This is a genomic window from Cyanobacterium sp. HL-69 (genome assembly GCA_002813895.1).
In the GTDB taxonomy this organism is placed as follows: Bacteria; Cyanobacteriota; Cyanobacteriia; order Cyanobacteriales; family Cyanobacteriaceae; genus Cyanobacterium.
In genome coordinates, this window is record CP024912.1 from 142,303 (window position 1) to 158,832 (window position 16,530).

The window sequence follows — 16,530 nt, forward strand, 5'->3', positions numbered from 1 at the left end:
TAGTTTTAGGATAAGAGATTTCAATATTCTGTTAGATATTATTATTGAATTTATTTAGTATTTTATAACCCTGCATAAATAAAAAATTTATTACTTATTTTGAGTATTCTTTTTACAAGAAATACTTATAATTTATTTATCCACAAAAAAAGTATATTTTTTACTGGCAAAGGGTTCTAAAATTATCATCTATATCGACTTCATTCTTGAACAATAAAACTGGGTAAGTAGGTTGGCGAAATTAATCATAGCTCTTATTTTATTAAGACTCTTATGAATAAGGGGTTTAAACCCCTTGCCTAAATCGATTTAATTATGCCTACTTACTTAATATAGTTCTAAAAATCTAAAATCAATGAAAAATATACCTTATCCGATAGATTATTATTTTATTCTTTTAGCTATCAAAATCTTTTTTTAGTTTTATGTATTTCTTTTGGTCATTAATTTTATCGTTAGTCGTTATTAATTTCTTTTTAACTTACTTTTTAGTAAAACAAAAAAGAGAAGGTACAACCCTAAAACATAAACTAGATTTAAAATCCTATGAAGTTTTATCTTTTCAGGAGAAAAATAATTTACTAGATAAAAAATATCAATATCAACAAATAGTTGTCAAAGAGTCAAAAAATCTTGCCCTCATCAAAAGTCCTTATTATTATGGTCATCTAATCAAAGTTATTAATGATGTCCTAAATATTTCCCATAGTTATTATTTCAAATATAATCCGAAAGATAATGTATTCAAATTAAAGCATCTCACGGGTTGGAGTCAAAAAAAATATAAAAATTTGACGGTAAATAATAATGATAATGAGTTGGCTTATCTATGGCAATCTGATTGTAATTATTTGTTTATTGATAATCTAAAAAAAGACAATAAATTTAAATTAAGTTTTCCTTTAGAACAAGACCATTTAGTATCGGGAATTATCTTTTCTGTAGCTCATCCCGATAACCAAGAAAGAATTGGTATATTAGGATTTTATAGTCCAAGACAAGATTCGTTTAATGAAGATGAAATAGATTTAATTCAAAATTTAATCATTCTTCTACAGCAAAATATTAGCTTTCTTAGTGAAAATAAAACTTTATATTTATTAGAGCAAGGAATTAATTTTAACTCCCATGGTATCGTTATTATGGATGCTCAAAAAATAGACTATCCTATTGTTTATGTTAATGATTGTTTTTTGAAGTTAACTGGCTATAGTCAAAGTGCTATTTTAGGTAAAAATTATCTTTCTTTTTTTAATCAAAAATTTCAACAATATGGTTTACAAAATTTACAAAATGCGATCGCCCTTGCACAAGAAACAAGAATTATTGTTGAAAAAAACCGTAAAAATGACGGAAATTATTGGGGTGAAATTAATTTACATCCTATTTATAATCAAGGAATTTTAACTAATTTTATTATCATTGAAAAAGATGTTACTGACCAATATCATGATCAAATATCTTTTAACATTGAAACAGGACACTCTAATTTATTTGAAGAAAAACTACAAAAAATTAATACTATTAGTTATGATTTAAACCAAGATCTTAGTTACAATTTAAGGGAATGTTTAATCAATGCTTGTGATATATTGGGAATGCAAATAGGCGTAGTAATGGAAGTATCAGAATATAGATCTTTTATTACTAGTCAATATTTTTCTTTTTCAGATACTTTATTTTTTGACCAAGATAATTCCTTGATTAATATTCTTTCCCGAGAAATATGTTATGCCAGAGATACTATTTATAATGGTTTATCAATTCATTTTAATTCCCTTACAGAAAACAATTTTATTAACAATTTTACTGTCACTAATTATTTAGCTACTCCTATTTGGATTAATGGCGTAATATATGGCACAATACATCTTTTTGATACAGAAAATAATGTACATTATTTGAGAGAACAAAAGTATCTATTAGAGGCGATCGCCCATAACATTGGAAAAGTAATTATTGCCGAAGAAAAAGAGCTAGAAAAAGAACATATTAGAATAGCCTTAGAAGAAAGTCAAGAAAGATTAAAAGGGGTATTATTTTCCCTAGAAGACGTAATTTGGTCTATACATCCTAAGACATTACAGCTAATTTATATTAACACCGCCGCCACTATTTTATATGAGTGTGAATTGTCATTATTTTTTCAAAAAAGATGTTTTTGGTTAGACTTAGTACACCCCGAAGATAAAGAAAGAGTCAAAGATTATTATAGTAAAATTTTGAATATTGCCATCCTAGATAATGATGCTAATAGCCATGATATAGAATATCGCATTATTTCTTATAATGGAGAGGAAAAATATGTAAGAGATAGAGCCTATTTAGTTTTTGATAATCAAAATAATCTTATTAGAATTGACGGCATAATAACTGATATAACCAAAAAATATTTAACTCAAAAAGCCCTTAAAAAAAGTCAGCAAGAATTGCAACTAATCTTTGAATTAGCACCTATTGGTATGATGATTACCAATAAAAAAGGTATCATTCAAAAAACTAATAATTCTCTATGTAAACTACTTAATTATTCCGCCTTAGAATTAATTGATAAAGACGAAAAAATACTTCATCATCCCGATGATGTTTCTACAAATTATTTTTTTCTACAAAATATTCTCAAAAATAATCAAAAACAATACACCCAAGAAAGAAGATATATCAGTAAAAACGGTACTGTAATTCATAGTATTGTTGACACTACTATTTTACGCAACAGTCATGGAGAGATTTTACAATTAATTCAACAAATTGTTGATATTTCCGAAATTAAAAATATGCAGGAACAAATCTTGCATAATAGTATGTATGATGACCTAACAGGATTGGCAAATCGTTTTCTATTGATGGATAGATTAGCTCAAACTCTCAAAAGGTGCCATCGTAATCCGAGCGAATTATGTGCCATACTATTGGTGGATATTGATAATTTTAAAAAAGTAAATGATACCATAGGACATCATATTGGGGATCAACTTTTAGCAACTATCGGCAGTAAAATCGCATCCTCCGTCACCGAAAAAGATACCGTTGCCCGAATTAGTGGTGATGAGTTTGCCATTCTTTTAGAAGACTTAGACTCACCTAATCAAGCACAGAAAATAGCAGAAAATATCATCAATATTTGTAATACCAATTATCATTTAGAAAATAACTACATAGCTTCATCTGTAAGTATAGGTATTACCCTAAGTTCTATTGGTTATAAACACGCCGAAGAAATGATAAGGGATGCTGATTTAACCATGCACGAAGCCAAAACCATGGGCAAAAATTGCTATCAATTATTTAAGCCTATTATGCACACAGAATTGGTGCAAAAATTAAAGTTAGAATCCTATCTTAGACAGGCATTAGAAAATGATGAATTAGAATTATTTTATCAACCAATTATTGACTTAAAAACAGATAAGATAGCTGGTTTTGAGGCCTTAATTCGTTGGTTTAATCCCGAATTAGGATTTATTTCTCCCGTCACATTTATTCCTATCGCCGAAGAAAATGGTTTGATTGTATCCCTTGGGGATTGGATATTTTGTACCGCTGCCCGTCAGGCAAAAGTGTGGCAAAATAAGTATCCTCATCTTAATTTATCCATTGCTATTAATGTTTCTAGTAAGCAGTTATTAGAGTCTGATTTTCTTGCTAAAATAGACCGTTTTTTGACGGAAATAGAAGTAAATCCGAATAGGCTTAAGTTAGAAATTACGGAAAGTGTTTTAATGGATAATTTCCACACTGCTAAATATATTCTTGATAATATTCAAGCACGAAATCTTAAAATTTCTTTAGATGATTTTGGTACAGGTTATTCCTCTTTGAGTTATTTACACACTTTACCTTTTAATACCTTGAAAATTGATAGAGCTTTTATCGAGTCAATTAATGTAACGACTCCTCGAAATGCTATTGTGGAGGCGATTATATCTCTTGCTCATAATCTCTCCCTTGATGTGGTAGCAGAAGGTATTGAGTTACCTATTCAGGAGGAAATTTTGAAGGAAATTGGTTGTGATTATGGTCAAGGATACTATTATTCTAAGCCTATGGGGGCTTCTTTGGCGGATGCTTTTATTGGAAAATGGAATCAATAAACTAGGGTGTCATGAAAAAGTAGAGTTATGAAGGCGAAAAATATAGGTAAGGGTAAAAAGCATTGTAACCTAAAAAAATATGAGGACTTAGCCATGCTAAATCCTCTACCATCTAACTCTCAATACCTTAACTCTGTAAGGACTGCAAACGGGCAAATTCTTGATCAAATATTTGTAAGTCAATATTATCATCTTCTTGTTCAAAGAGCGATCGCCTTAATTGTCCCAAATAAATAGGATAAGTAAAACCATCTCCATGATATTGCGCCCTAGCCCTAACAGTTAAGTTGGCATCTCCATCGGTGGCACTTCTACCATAGGAAAATAAATCGATGGCGGCTTGTTGGAGGGTAGCTTCCAATTGCTCTTTAGTAATATCAGTGGATACCGCAATCACCGCTTGATTTGCTCCATTATCATAAACAACGTTAAATCTGACGGCATTGGGGATGCTAGGGCGCCCAAATAAGCCCAAACTTAGACCAAATAAACCAATGGTTAGGACTATCATAAAACCCGTTGCGCCGATAAAGCGAAAGCGAAAACCCCATTTAAAAATAAATCCGACGATGGCTAAAACAAAAAATGCGATGGTGCCATAGGCAGACCATAATGTATAAGTGGCAAAATCTAATGTAGATTCCATAAATATAATTGATGATTAAGGGAATGGGGAATAATTATTAATCAAAGGCAAGGGGTTTAAACCCCTTGTTAAATAATGGTGAATATCGAAAACTAATTACTGTTTATTTAATTAATTAGGCTTCATTTAAAGCAGCAATACCAGGTAATACTTTACCTTCTAATAGTTCTAAACTTGCACCACCACCTGTGGAAATGTGGCTCATTTTTTCAGCTACACCGACTTTTTCTACCGCCGCTACAGAGTCTCCACCGCCGATGATAGTAATTGTACCACCTTCAGTTAATCCTGCGAGGGTATGGGCGATCGCCTCTGTACCTTGAGCAAATTTATCAAACTCAAATACACCCATAGGCCCATTCCATATAACACTACCACAATCAGCGAGCGCATCTTGGAAAGTTTTGATAGAATCAGGCCCAATATCTAAGCCCATCCAACCATCAGGAATGCTATCAATGGCAACGGTTTTCGCATTAGCATCAGGGGCAAAATTATCAGCTACAACCACATCGGTAGGTAATAAAAATTCCACACCTCTTTCTTTCGCCTTAGCTTCTAAAGCCTTAGCTAAATCTAACTTATCTTCCTCAACCAAAGACTTACCCACAGCCAAACCACGGGCTTTATAGAAAGTGAAAATCATTCCACCACCCACAATGAGTTTGTCGCATTTTTCCAGTAAAGTTTCAATTACCCCAATTTTACTAGAAACCTTAGAACCACCAATAATGGCTACTAGAGGACGTTTGGGGGCTTCAATAGCTTTTTGTAAAAATTCTAATTCTTTCTCTATTAATAAACCAGCTACAGAAGTAGAAAGATGGTGAGTAACCCCCTCAGTGGAAGCATGGGCGCGGTGGGCAGTACCAAAAGCATCGTTTACATATAAATCAGCATTACTAGCTAATTTTTTGGCAAATTCAGCGTCATTGGCTTCCTCTTCTTTGTAGAAACGGAGATTTTCGAGTAATGCCACATCACCATTATTTAAACCATTAACAGCAGTGGTTACAGCATCACCGATACAATCATCACATTTAACAACATTTTTACCCAGTAACTCAGATAAACGTACACCCACAGCGGTTAAACGTAAACTGTCTTTAACTTCACCCTTGGGGCGCCCCATGTGACTACATAATACAACTTTTGCACCTTTGGAGGTTAATTCGTTGATGGTGGGTAAAGCCGCTCTAATGCGGGTATCATCGGTGATTTTTCCACCGTCCATGGGTACATTAAAATCAACCCTAACTAATACTCTTTTTCCTTCTAAATCTGATGCGGTTAAATTCGCAATAGTTTTTTTTGCCATGGATATATGTCCTTTTGTTTATCAGAAATTTAATATATTTAAAGTAAAAAATCTTACTCTTTGCAAATTTTACAATGACACTGGACAATACACAATTGATACCTGTGCTTGAATGACAATTTTAAGGTTGATTAGCGATGAAGCATCGGTAAAAAAAATAGACAGGAAAATTATATCTCCTGCCCTATTATTATTCAATTTTGCTTTTACTTGTTTGCGTCTCTATTTTGAAAAAGAGAATATCTATGAATTAGATACTGAAAGTAAAAAATTAATTCTCAATTTTCAATTCTTAATTACTCTAGTATCCTTTGTTTAAGGCAAATTCTACCTGCTTAAACTCTTGAGTTAAGCGTTTTTGTAATTTATCAGGAATGGGGCGATTTCCGTAAGAGGTGTAATAACCAGCAAGGGAATTGAGGGCAGTTTGCATTGTCGTAAAAGATTTTAAACCACCATAATTACTATTTTTGCGGTAGCGGGAAATGTAATCGTTAATTTGCGCTCTGGTTTCATTTTGGATTTCCTTCTTTTCTTCGATGCTGATTTCAGTGGGAAGGGCGATCGCAACTTGGACTTTTTCTAGTACAGTCATCGTATCTTGGGTATAATTACCAGTCAAACCAGTGGTACTACCACAACCAACTAAACCTACAACTACAACGAGGATAAGAGCTAGTAGCTTAGAAAAATAAGATTTTATAATCATAAAATTATCTAATATTGTTTTATTATTTACACTATCCGATTTTACCAGCATTAAACCCATTTTCCAATTAGATCAAACCTTCAAAAAATTAAGATAATAGAAAATAAGATGATAAATAAACAAGACAATATCAATTTAATTTTTATTATCCGTTAGCAATTTTGTATAGTTCATTAAAAAAGCCCATCATTAATGGTCAATTGCTAAAATTATCGATGCCCATTCGTTCCGAGATATTGATATGATATTAAAAGCACTAATAAACATCATATATTTTAGTTATAAATACTCATGTCAACCACTATTACAACAGGATGGACAAAAGCAGAAATACAAATAACTGAACAAGTTTTAAAAAAAGCCTACGAGCGAGAAACAAAAACTCTAGTTCAACAAGTTAAAGATAAAATAAACAATCTCGAAGATATGGAAGAACTTTGGCAAGTCCATGATCTTCTTAGCTCAAAACGCTATGATCTTGATGGTAAATACGATAACAGAGAACCCATGTTAGTATTTACTTTTGCCGAACTTCTTAAAGAGGGTTGGATAAAACTAGAAGAATTAGCTGGGTTGGATAAAGGCAAATTAGCACAAATATCTTCTCTATCCAGAATGTAGATTAACGGGGATGGGCTTTGCCCACCCTACACAGAATCCTTTTATCGTAGTCAAAGGGATACCAATGGTTTTTTTACAAAATTTTTAATCTCCTCATTAAATTCAAATATATGTTCAACTTACGTATATTTCTGGTACTTTTACTTATTAGTAATGAACGTTATATAATTGCTTGAGAGTTAACTTTGAATGAATGTGGAGCAAAGTTTGATCGAATTACCTTCTGATTTAGTTCCCGAAAAAATGCCCCGTCATGTGGCAGTAATTATGGACGGTAACGGGCGATGGGCAAAAAAACGTGCCTTACCCCGTGTAGTGGGACATCAAAAGGGTGTTGATGCTCTCAAAAATTTGCTTAGGTGTTGTGATGATTGGGGTGTGGATGTTTTAACAGCCTATGCTTTTTCTACGGAAAACTGGGGAAGACCTCGTTTAGAGGTAGATTTTTTAATGACTTTGTTTGAGGGGGTTTTGCGCCGAGAGTTGGCGGAAATGATGACGGAAAAAATAAAAATTCGATTTGTAGGAGATTTGAGCGTTTTACCAACTTCTTTACAACGGGAAATTGCTCACGCGATGGATACCACGGCTAATAATACGGGTATTCAGTTTAATGTAGCCACTAATTATGGTGGTCGTCAAGAAATTATCCATGCTTGTCGTCATATTGCCCGTCAGGTACAAGAAGGTAAGTTGGAGGTGGAGGATATTGATGAGGAAATTTTTGAGAGTCATCTTTATACTAAGGGAATTATTAATCCTGATTTGCTGATTCGCACGAGCGGAGAAATGCGTCTAAGCAATTTTTTGTTGTGGCAAATGGCCTATGGGGAAATGTATGTTACGCCTACTCTTTGGCCTGATTTTAACCGTCAAGAGTTTTATCAAGCTCTTCTGGACTATCAAAAGCGCGATCGCCGTTTTGGCAAAGTAAAAGAGGAGTAGAATTATCTTGTGAAAATTGTCAATCAACTTTTGCTGACAATATAACTATTGAGGAAAGCTATTGTTCATTGCTAATTGAACAAGGATATTTGATAATTAAGATAAATAAATATAGTAATGTGATATGGCAGAAGAAAGAATCTTACCAAAATTTGATCATTCTACGGTAGAAATATCTAAAGAAGAAAGTTTAGTTTATTACGAAGATATGGTTTTAGGACGCTTATTTGAGGATAAGTGTGCTGAGATGTATTACAGGGGCAAAATGTTCGGTTTTGTTCACCTCTACAATGGACAAGAGGCGGTTTCGAGCGGTATTGTTAAGTCTTTGAGAGCCAATGAGGATTATGTCTGTAGTACCTACAGAGATCATGTTCACGCCCTCAGTAGCAATGTCCCTGCTAGGGAAGTAATGGCGGAGCTATTTGGTAAATCCACGGGTTGTAGTAAAGGACGTGGTGGCTCTATGCACATGTTTTCTGCGGAGCATAAATTGTTGGGTGGATATGCCTTTGTGGCTGAAGGAATTCCTGTGGCAACGGGCGCGGCTTATCAAAGTATGTATCGCCGTAGGGCTTTGGGTGATGAAAGTTCTGATCAGGTGACGGTATGTTTCTTTGGTGATGGGGCTAGTAATAATGGACAGTTTTTTGAATGTCTCAATATGGCTGCTTTATGGAAGTTGCCTGTGATTTATGTGGTAGAAAACAATAAATGGGCTATTGGTATGGCTCATGAGCGTGCTACTTCTCAACCTGAAATTTATAAAAAAGCCAGTGTCTTTAATATGGAAGGTTATGAGGTAGATGGCATGGATGTTTTGGCGGTACGTGATGTGGCTCAAAAGGCGATCGCCCGTGCTAGAGCAGGAGAAGGTCCCACCCTTATCGAAGCGCTAACCTACCGTTTCCGTGGTCACTCCTTGGCAGATCCTGACGAATTAAGGGATGCGAAGGAAAAAGAATTCTGGAATGCTAGGGATCCTATCAAAAAATTTGCCCAGTATCTAACGGAAAATAACATTGTTACTCAAGCAGAATTAGATGCGATCGACAAAAAAGTGATGGAAACCATCGATGATGCTGTTAAATTCGCCGAAGAAAGCCCAGAACCAGATCCCAGCGAATTATATGACTACATTTTCGCTTAATTAATTATCGATCTAAGAGACCTAAAATGGTCTCTTTTTTTATTAAAAGTAAAATATATTGTTAAAGGTTTTAGGCTAAAAACAATCTTAGAGATAAATTAAAATGGAAATAAAAAGACTGTGGGAAACAATAAATTATTTCGAGATATTTCCGTGGTTAAACTGTTTAACAAATATTTTTAATCTTTCAGAAAAAAGCAATACTAAACCTAATGTACCCATGAATTTAATTTTAATTACTCCTTCACAAAGCAATTTAGCACAACACACTATTAACTATCTCAGAGAGAAAAACTTAAACTTTACGACTATAAATAATATAGAGAAAATAGAAATATCAGACCTAGAAAGAGTTACTAATATAATCTGTTTTTCCGAAAATAATAATCAATCATTATTTGACCTAATTAATAATAACTTAAAGCCAGAAGAAACACTCCTTTTTGACTTTCATAACCCTACCCCAGAAATAAAAAACCTATGGGGAGCAGTGGATGATGTGGTTATGGGGGGAGTGAGTCAAAGTAGCGTAAAAATGGGCGATCGCAACATACTCTTTACTGGCATGGTATCCACAGCCAATAATGGCGGCTTTGCCTCGGTACGCACCAAAAATTTCTCCCAACCTTGGGATTTATCAAACTATCAAGGTATTCGCCTAAAAGTACGAGGAGATGGCAAACGCTATAAATTTATTACCCGTTGTGAAGGAAAATGGGATGGTTTGAGTTATTGTTACTCTTTTGATACCGATGGAAATGACAATATAATTGAGATTAAATTTGATGATTTAATTCCAGTATTCAGAGCCAAAACTGTGCCAGAAGCCGATAAATTTGACTCTAAACAAATGTACTCTATGCAATTAATGCTTAGTAAATTTGAATATGACGGAGGTTATAACCCCACCTTTGAAGATGGTAATTTTGCGTTAGAAATCGAATCTATCACCGCCTATGGAGCGGAAAATGTACCCCAAATTATTCTGATGGGAAATTCTAATGAGTGGGAAAATATTAATCTTCATAGCTCATTTTTGAGAACTTATGCCGAAATGCCTGAAGATTTAAATCTGTAGCTCTGATCATTAAGTCATAAACTATCAATAATATATCTAGTTAATTTAAAGCTAAAAAAATAATTAAATCAATAATGGAAAGAAAAAAATTAGTAGCCGTAATCACAGGAATTATGTCGGTACTGCTAGGGGTTGTTTACCTAGTTTTAGTCCAGTTGTTGGACTCACGGGGGGCGATGATACCAGCACCCATAGAAGATTTATCCGTTTTAACTCAAACAATAATTGGCTTTTTAGGGTAAACTAAATAGAAGAAAGGGCGATCGCCTCGCCCTACAAAAATTATCTGAATCGAGGTTGATGTTGAATCAAGTTCAAGAATTCCTCACGGGTTTTATCTTCATCTTGGAAAACCCCAACCATGGCACTGGTAACAGTCCAAGAGCCTGGTTTTTGTACCCCACGCATAGACATACACATATGACTAGCTTCCATGACCACAGCCACTCCACGGGGGTCAAGGATAGTTTGTACTGCTTCGGCAATTTGACGGGTAAGCCTTTCTTGTACCTGTAAGCGACGAGAATACATTTCCACAATACGAGCAAGTTTACTCAATCCCACTACTTTTTGATTAGGAATATAAGCAACATGAGCTCGTCCCATAAAAGGTAACATATGATGCTCACAAAGGCTAAAAAAGTCAATGTCTCTGACTAAGACCATTTCATTGTGTCCTTCGTCAAAAATAGCTCCATTAACAAGCTGTTCTAAGGATTGACTATAACCTTGGGTGAGAAACTGCATAGCTTCAGCTACCCTTTTAGGAGTTTTGAGCAATCCTTCCCGTTCTGGATCTTCTCCCAGACACTCTAACATTTGGTGTACCGAATCCATCATTTTCTGTTTGTTTTCTTCTTTGATGGCCTGAACTTGAGCTTCTTTGCCGTCGTGGGTGTTGCGATCTGGACGACTGCCAACATTGTTGAATACTTCAGTGACGATGGATTGAGAGTTTAGAGAATTTTCTTTAAGAGAGTCAGAACCGTTGGAAAATACTGTCATGATTAAAGTTTTAAGATTACTGTATGGTTTTATTTGGGTTAACTATCGACAAAATAGTTAAACAAAGTTAGATTTTGATTTAAAGATGGGTTTTGATTTTTATAAATAATTCTTTAAATCTACAGGGGTTTACAACGCGCCCAAACTGGGGGTAACAGTCAGGTTTTCGATTACTGCTGACTGAGGTAGTAAGGCGGCGTGAAGGATGGTTTCGGCAACGATTTCGGGGGTTAACATGGCAGAACGGTTAAGATCTGCGTTAACGGTGTCAGTATCCCAAATGGGAGTGTTTACGGCTCCAGGGGAAACTGTGGTTACTCTAATACCGTTACTTCTTTCTTCCATGGCTAAAGATTGCCCTAGGGTTACCATGGCTGCTTTGCTGACGGCATAGGTTCCCCATTCGGGAAAAGGACTATTGGCGGCGATGGATGCCACATTAATAATTGTTCCTTGTTGTTGTTTTCTCATGGTTGGTAATACTCCCATGATACATTGAAAGACGCTGGTTAGGTTTAGATTGATTACTCTTTGCCAATCTTCTAGGGGGGTTTCCCTTAATAAATTGGTGTAAGCAATACCAGCATTGTTGACTAAAATATCGATCCCACCCCATTGGGTTACAATATTGGCGATCGCCCCTTGAACCTGTGACACCTCCTCCAGGTCAAAGGGATGAGTTTTTACTTGTACCCCATAATCGGCAACTATTTTGGCTACTTCGTCTAGTTTTTGGGTAGAACGAGCTATTAAACATACATCAATCCCCGCTTGGGCAAATTTGATGGCTACTGCTTTTCCTATCCCGCTACTAGCACCCGTAATGATAGCTCGTTTTTGATTGGGGGAATTTTCCATGATATTATTTAATCTTTGTACAACATTTGGGTTGAATGATGATCCTTCAGGTGGGCTGATATTACTTTCCCTGATTGCTTCATCTTCTTTTAACCCTATCCACAGCAACGGTTACACCGAAACTGCTTTTATGAAGTTTTGTAACAAAATTCACAATTAAAATTATAACAGTTTCTGATCCCAGAAAACACGGATTCAATGACAATGGACAATGGATAATTAATTTTTGGTTTGGGTGGGGAATGGGGAACAGGGAATGGGCAATGGTAGTAATATGGGATATTTATTATAATTTGATAATATTTCATACCATGATTAAGGAACGCTTAATTTTTATGGTGTTGTGAGCAATTTTGCAAATTCTCATGGCATATGAAAAATAAATTGTGGGATTAAGAATAGTTCAAAACCATTCCCTATTCCCCTACAGTTTAATGTTCTAGGAATACGCCGATTTTGCGGAATTTATCATAACGGAGATTTTTTCGTTGCTCTGCACTAAGGCTAGAAAGATATTCTAAGTTATCTAAAATGGCTTTTTTAAGAATATCCGCTGCCCCAAGGGGATCTGAATGGGCGCAGTTGGGGGGTTCTGGTAAAATTTGATCGACAATGCCCAATTCCAACAAATCCTTGGCGGTAATCTTGAGGGCGAGGGCGGCTTGTTCAGATTTTTTGGCATCTTTCCACAAAATAGCGGCACAGGCTTCGGGACTAGCGACGGTATAAACAGAGTGTTCAAAGATCATTAACTTCTCGGCTACCCCAATGCCCAAAGCTCCTCCAGAGCCTCCTTCACCGATGACGGTGGTAATAATAGGTACATCGAGACTAAACATTTCTCGCAGGTTATAGGCGATCGCCTCTCCTTGCCCTAATTTTTCTGCATCCAGTCCAGCATAAGCCCCTGGGGTATCGATAAAGGTAATAATGGGCAAAGAAAAACGGTTAGCGTGTTCCATCAACCGCATCGCCTTACGGTATCCCCCGGGGGAAGCCATACCAAAATTACGGGCTACATTATCCTTGGTATCCCTTCCTTTTTGATGCCCAATGATCATTACCCCCCGTCCATCGAGTCGGGCAATACCTCCGATAAGGGCTGGATCATCGTTCCCGCGGCGATCGCCATGGAGTTCAAACCAATCATCGGTCATGGCTTGAACATAATCTAGGGTAGAAGGACGGCGAGGGTGACGCGCTATCTGTAACTTTTGAGAAGGGGTTAAACTACTAAAAATTTCTAACCTTAGTTGCTCTGCCTTGGACTCCAACTCATTTACCTGTCCAGAGACATCAACATTGGTTTCCTCTGCTAACTCCCTAATTTGGTCAATTCTTGCCTGTAATTCCACTAAGGGCTTTTCAAACTCTAACAGGAAAGTACGTTTTTTTTCGGTTTTTACCATATCAGTATCTTAAATTTTCTATCCTTCGATCTTAGAATATTCGGTATTTATTTATAAATGATTAATTATTGACTAATTAAATTGTCCATTGTTCATTGTTCATTGTCAATTTTCCTGAAACATCCCATAAATCAGAAACACAATGCCGATATTGATACAAACATCAGCAATGTTAAACACAGGAAAATTAATCCAACGAAAATCTAAAAAATCTACCACATAGCCAAAAATAAAACGATCTACACCATTGCCAAAAGCCCCCGCTAGTATCAAGCCATAGCCCCACTGTTCGGGATTGGGCAACTTTTCCCATAATCCATAAACAATCAATACCAAACTAACAAACAAAGACAACCACCTTAACCAAAATGCTCCACCACTAAAAAAACTGAAAGCTGCCCCTGTATTTTGTATATAGGTAAAGTGAAATACTCCTTCCCAAATAGGGATAGTATCATTAACATTTTCAAAGGTTAAAATAGTCCAAACTTTAGTGAGTTGATCAATTATTAAACCAACGATTGCCACTGACCAAAAATAAAAGTTTTTCCTCATAGTTTAGGCGGTTTTATGAACCATTAATAGATAAAATATTGTTGTTTATAAATTATATAAAAACGTGCTTTAAATTATTTTTAATGCTTTTAACATTGTTTATGAAAACTTTTAGATACTTTTTTCCCTTGTGCAAGTTAATAATAAAAAAATGCTAGAGATTAATAAAATAAGATAACTCTAATAATAAAAGCAATTATGGCAATAAGGGGGATAAGAAGCATTTGAGACAGAAAAGGAGTGATGGTATAAAGATTAATGGCATCAGTAAGGTAATTTGGGTCTAAATCATTGCCAAATATAGGAGTAATGAAAGTATAGCCCACCAGATAGAGAATGCCACAGAGATGAACTACCAACAAACCAAAAAAGATGGCATAGACAAATATTTCTAATTTTCTTTTACCTGGAATAGCTAGATAACCACATAACCAAGCCCCTGGAATGAACCCAAGGATATACCCAAAACTGGGTTGATCTAAATACTCAAAAGTACCCCCTTGATAAAATACAGGTAACTTAAATAAACCTAGAACCAAGTAAGCAATTTGGGCATAAGCTCCAGCATTTTTTCCAGCGAGGCAACCCGTTAAAAAAACCCCCACTAATTGATAAGTAACACCAAGGGAAGTGGGGTTAAAATCTTCTAGGGCGGTGCCTTGGGGAATGACGAAAAAAACTTCTACAAACGTACCAAATATTGTGAGCATTAAACCTGTCAATGCCCACACAAACTCATATATAGGATTAATTTTGAGTTCTTCTTGGTCGTCTTTAGCCAATGGATTCATCTTGGTAGGGAACAGGGGCTTCTCCCCCCTCTAAGCCTAAAGATTTTAACATGGCTTGGTCTTCTTGGGGGGATTGTCCGAGGGTAGTTAAATAGTTACCGATTAACATAGCATTAATTCCCGAAATTAAACCTTGTTTTTGCCATTCTCCCATGACAGTTTCTCTGCCCCCTGCATAGCGGAGGATTTGTTGGGGTAGAATAAAACGGAAAAGGGCGATCGCCTTCAGGGCTTGTAAAGGAGTAAGTTTGTTCTGCTCTCCTAGGGGAGTACCTTCTCTGGGGTTGAGGAGATTAATAGGCACTGATTCTACTTCTAACTCTCGCAAAGAAAGGGCTAAATCGACCCTATCTTCCCAACTTTCACCCATACCCATGATACCTCCTGTACAGGCTTGGATACCTACAGCCTTAAGGTTTCTGACTGTATCTACTCGATCTTGCCAAGTGTGGGTAGTGACGATTTTTTCGTAAAAATTGGCTGATGCCTCAAGGTTATGATTATAACGGGTTACTCCAGCCTCTTTTAGTTCCTGAGCTTGTTCTTGGGTAATTTCCCCTAGGGCGCAACAGGGCTTAACGTTTGTTTCGGTGATGATGCGACGAACTGTAGAGATAATTTCGGCAAACTCGTTATTTTTAGGACTATTATATTTTACGCCCCGTCCTTGGGACACTAAACAAAATCTTTTTGCCCCCGCCGCTTCCGCTGCTTTAGCATATTCTAAAATTTCATCTTCACTTTTGAGACCATAAACGGGGGAATCTTTACCCTGATGGTGTACCGACTGTGAGCAAAAACTACAGTTTTCTGAACAATTACCCGATTTTACATTAACGATGCTACATAGATCGACCACATTACCACAACAGGCCTGACGAATACGATCCGCATTTTCACATAGAAGGAGAATATTTTCCTCCCCCTCAATGGTGGTAATTTGTAGGGCTTCCTCTTTGGTAATTTTATCTCCCCCTATGATGCGATCGCCCAATTCCCTTAACCATACAGCAAGAGAATTATTATTATCGGTGGAAATATTCTTAATGTTTTGTTCTGGCTTACTGATGGTGTTTACCACAAATACCGTCCCCTCATAAATATGTATATTCTTTGACAATCTCACCCAACCCAATGGTTGAAAATGATGAAATAACCCCCTAAATTATACCCTAAAAACCCATGGACAATGGATAATAAACATTCAAAAATTGACCTTCATAGGCTTCTTTTTACGAGGTTGCCACCTTAGCCGTGATTTTGCCCTAACTGTGTGTGAAAATACCTAAAAAAATCTAAATTTAAAGAAAAAACGAACAAAACAGAAATTATCAGGTAGAATCATAACGAA

The 16,530-nt window shown here is 35.8% G+C and carries 15 protein-coding genes; 6 read left to right on the plus strand and 9 right to left on the minus strand.

Features of this window, described 5'->3' with window-relative positions:
• Positions 1-425 precede the first annotated feature (425 nt).
• Positions 426-4,094 (plus strand): EAL domain-containing protein, encoded by a 3,669-nt coding sequence (locus AA637_RS00585; RefSeq protein ID WP_446683469.1) that lies wholly within the window; start codon positions 426-428, stop codon positions 4,092-4,094.
• A gap of 127 nt (positions 4,095-4,221) precedes the next feature.
• Here the strand turns inward: AA637_RS00585 and AA637_RS00590 are convergent, their stop codons facing one another.
• From AA637_RS00590 to psb27, 3 genes are all read right to left on the minus strand, one after another.
• Positions 4,222-4,740, minus strand: coding sequence for a DUF2518 family protein (locus AA637_RS00590; RefSeq protein ID WP_446683470.1), 519 nt, complete (start codon positions 4,738-4,740; stop codon positions 4,222-4,224).
• Positions 4,741-4,855: 115 nt separating this feature from the next.
• Entirely contained in the window at positions 4,856-6,058 is a 1,203-nt protein-coding gene (locus tag AA637_RS00595) for a phosphoglycerate kinase (protein ID WP_446683471.1), read from the minus strand.
• Positions 6,059-6,359: 301 nt separating this feature from the next.
• A complete protein-coding gene (gene psb27, locus AA637_RS00600; protein WP_069789703.1) occupies positions 6,360-6,767 on the minus strand; it encodes a photosystem II protein Psb27 in 408 nt (135 codons plus the stop codon).
• Between the two features lie 291 nt (positions 6,768-7,058).
• Here psb27 and AA637_RS00605 point away from each other — a divergent pair, with 291 nt between their 5' ends.
• The 5 genes from AA637_RS00605 (at position 7,059) to AA637_RS00625 (ending at position 10,803) form a co-directional block, all read left to right on the plus strand.
• Complete coding sequence (locus AA637_RS00605) at positions 7,059-7,388, plus strand: hypothetical protein (RefSeq protein ID WP_083260369.1); 330 nt, start codon at positions 7,059-7,061, stop codon at positions 7,386-7,388.
• A 189-nt stretch (positions 7,389-7,577) separates the two neighbouring features.
• Complete coding sequence (locus tag AA637_RS00610; protein ID WP_069789697.1) at positions 7,578-8,333, plus strand: isoprenyl transferase; 756 nt, start codon at positions 7,578-7,580, stop codon at positions 8,331-8,333.
• A 124-nt stretch (positions 8,334-8,457) separates the two neighbouring features.
• Positions 8,458-9,483 carry a pyruvate dehydrogenase (acetyl-transferring) E1 component subunit alpha gene (pdhA, locus tag AA637_RS00615; RefSeq protein WP_446683472.1) on the plus strand — a complete coding sequence of 342 codons (1,026 nt, stop codon included), beginning with the start codon at positions 8,458-8,460 and terminating at the stop codon, positions 9,481-9,483.
• Positions 9,484-9,586: 103 nt separating this feature from the next.
• A complete protein-coding gene (locus AA637_RS00620) occupies positions 9,587-10,561 on the plus strand; it encodes a CIA30 family protein (protein WP_446683473.1) in 975 nt (324 codons plus the stop codon).
• 74 nt (positions 10,562-10,635) lie between these two features.
• On the plus strand, positions 10,636-10,803 hold the full coding sequence (locus tag AA637_RS00625; protein ID WP_201150021.1) for a hypothetical protein: 168 nt from the start codon (positions 10,636-10,638) through the stop codon (positions 10,801-10,803).
• Between the two features lie 40 nt (positions 10,804-10,843).
• Here the strand turns inward: AA637_RS00625 and folE are convergent, their stop codons facing one another.
• From folE to bioB, 6 genes are all read right to left on the minus strand, one after another.
• Positions 10,844-11,566: a GTP cyclohydrolase I FolE gene (folE, locus tag AA637_RS00630; protein ID WP_446683474.1), complete on the minus strand. Its 723-nt coding sequence runs from the start codon at positions 11,564-11,566 to the stop codon at positions 10,844-10,846.
• Between the two features lie 129 nt (positions 11,567-11,695).
• Positions 11,696-12,424: an SDR family oxidoreductase gene (locus AA637_RS00635; RefSeq protein ID WP_446683475.1), complete on the minus strand. Its 729-nt coding sequence runs from the start codon at positions 12,422-12,424 to the stop codon at positions 11,696-11,698.
• 431 nt (positions 12,425-12,855) lie between these two features.
• Complete coding sequence (accA, locus tag AA637_RS00640; protein ID WP_446683476.1) at positions 12,856-13,833, minus strand: acetyl-CoA carboxylase carboxyl transferase subunit alpha; 978 nt, start codon at positions 13,831-13,833, stop codon at positions 12,856-12,858.
• Between the two features lie 105 nt (positions 13,834-13,938).
• Entirely contained in the window at positions 13,939-14,388 is a 450-nt protein-coding gene (lspA, locus tag AA637_RS00645; protein WP_446683477.1) for a signal peptidase II, read from the minus strand.
• A gap of 161 nt (positions 14,389-14,549) precedes the next feature.
• The gene (locus AA637_RS00650; protein WP_446683478.1) at positions 14,550-15,179 is read right to left on the minus strand and encodes a biotin transporter BioY; all 630 of its coding nucleotides are present in this window, start codon (positions 15,177-15,179) and stop codon (positions 14,550-14,552) included.
• Entirely contained in the window at positions 15,163-16,287 is a 1,125-nt protein-coding gene (bioB, locus tag AA637_RS00655; RefSeq protein WP_446684506.1) for a biotin synthase BioB, read from the minus strand. The genes AA637_RS00650 and bioB overlap by 17 nt, the downstream gene beginning before the upstream one ends.
• Positions 16,288-16,530 lie beyond the last annotated feature (243 nt).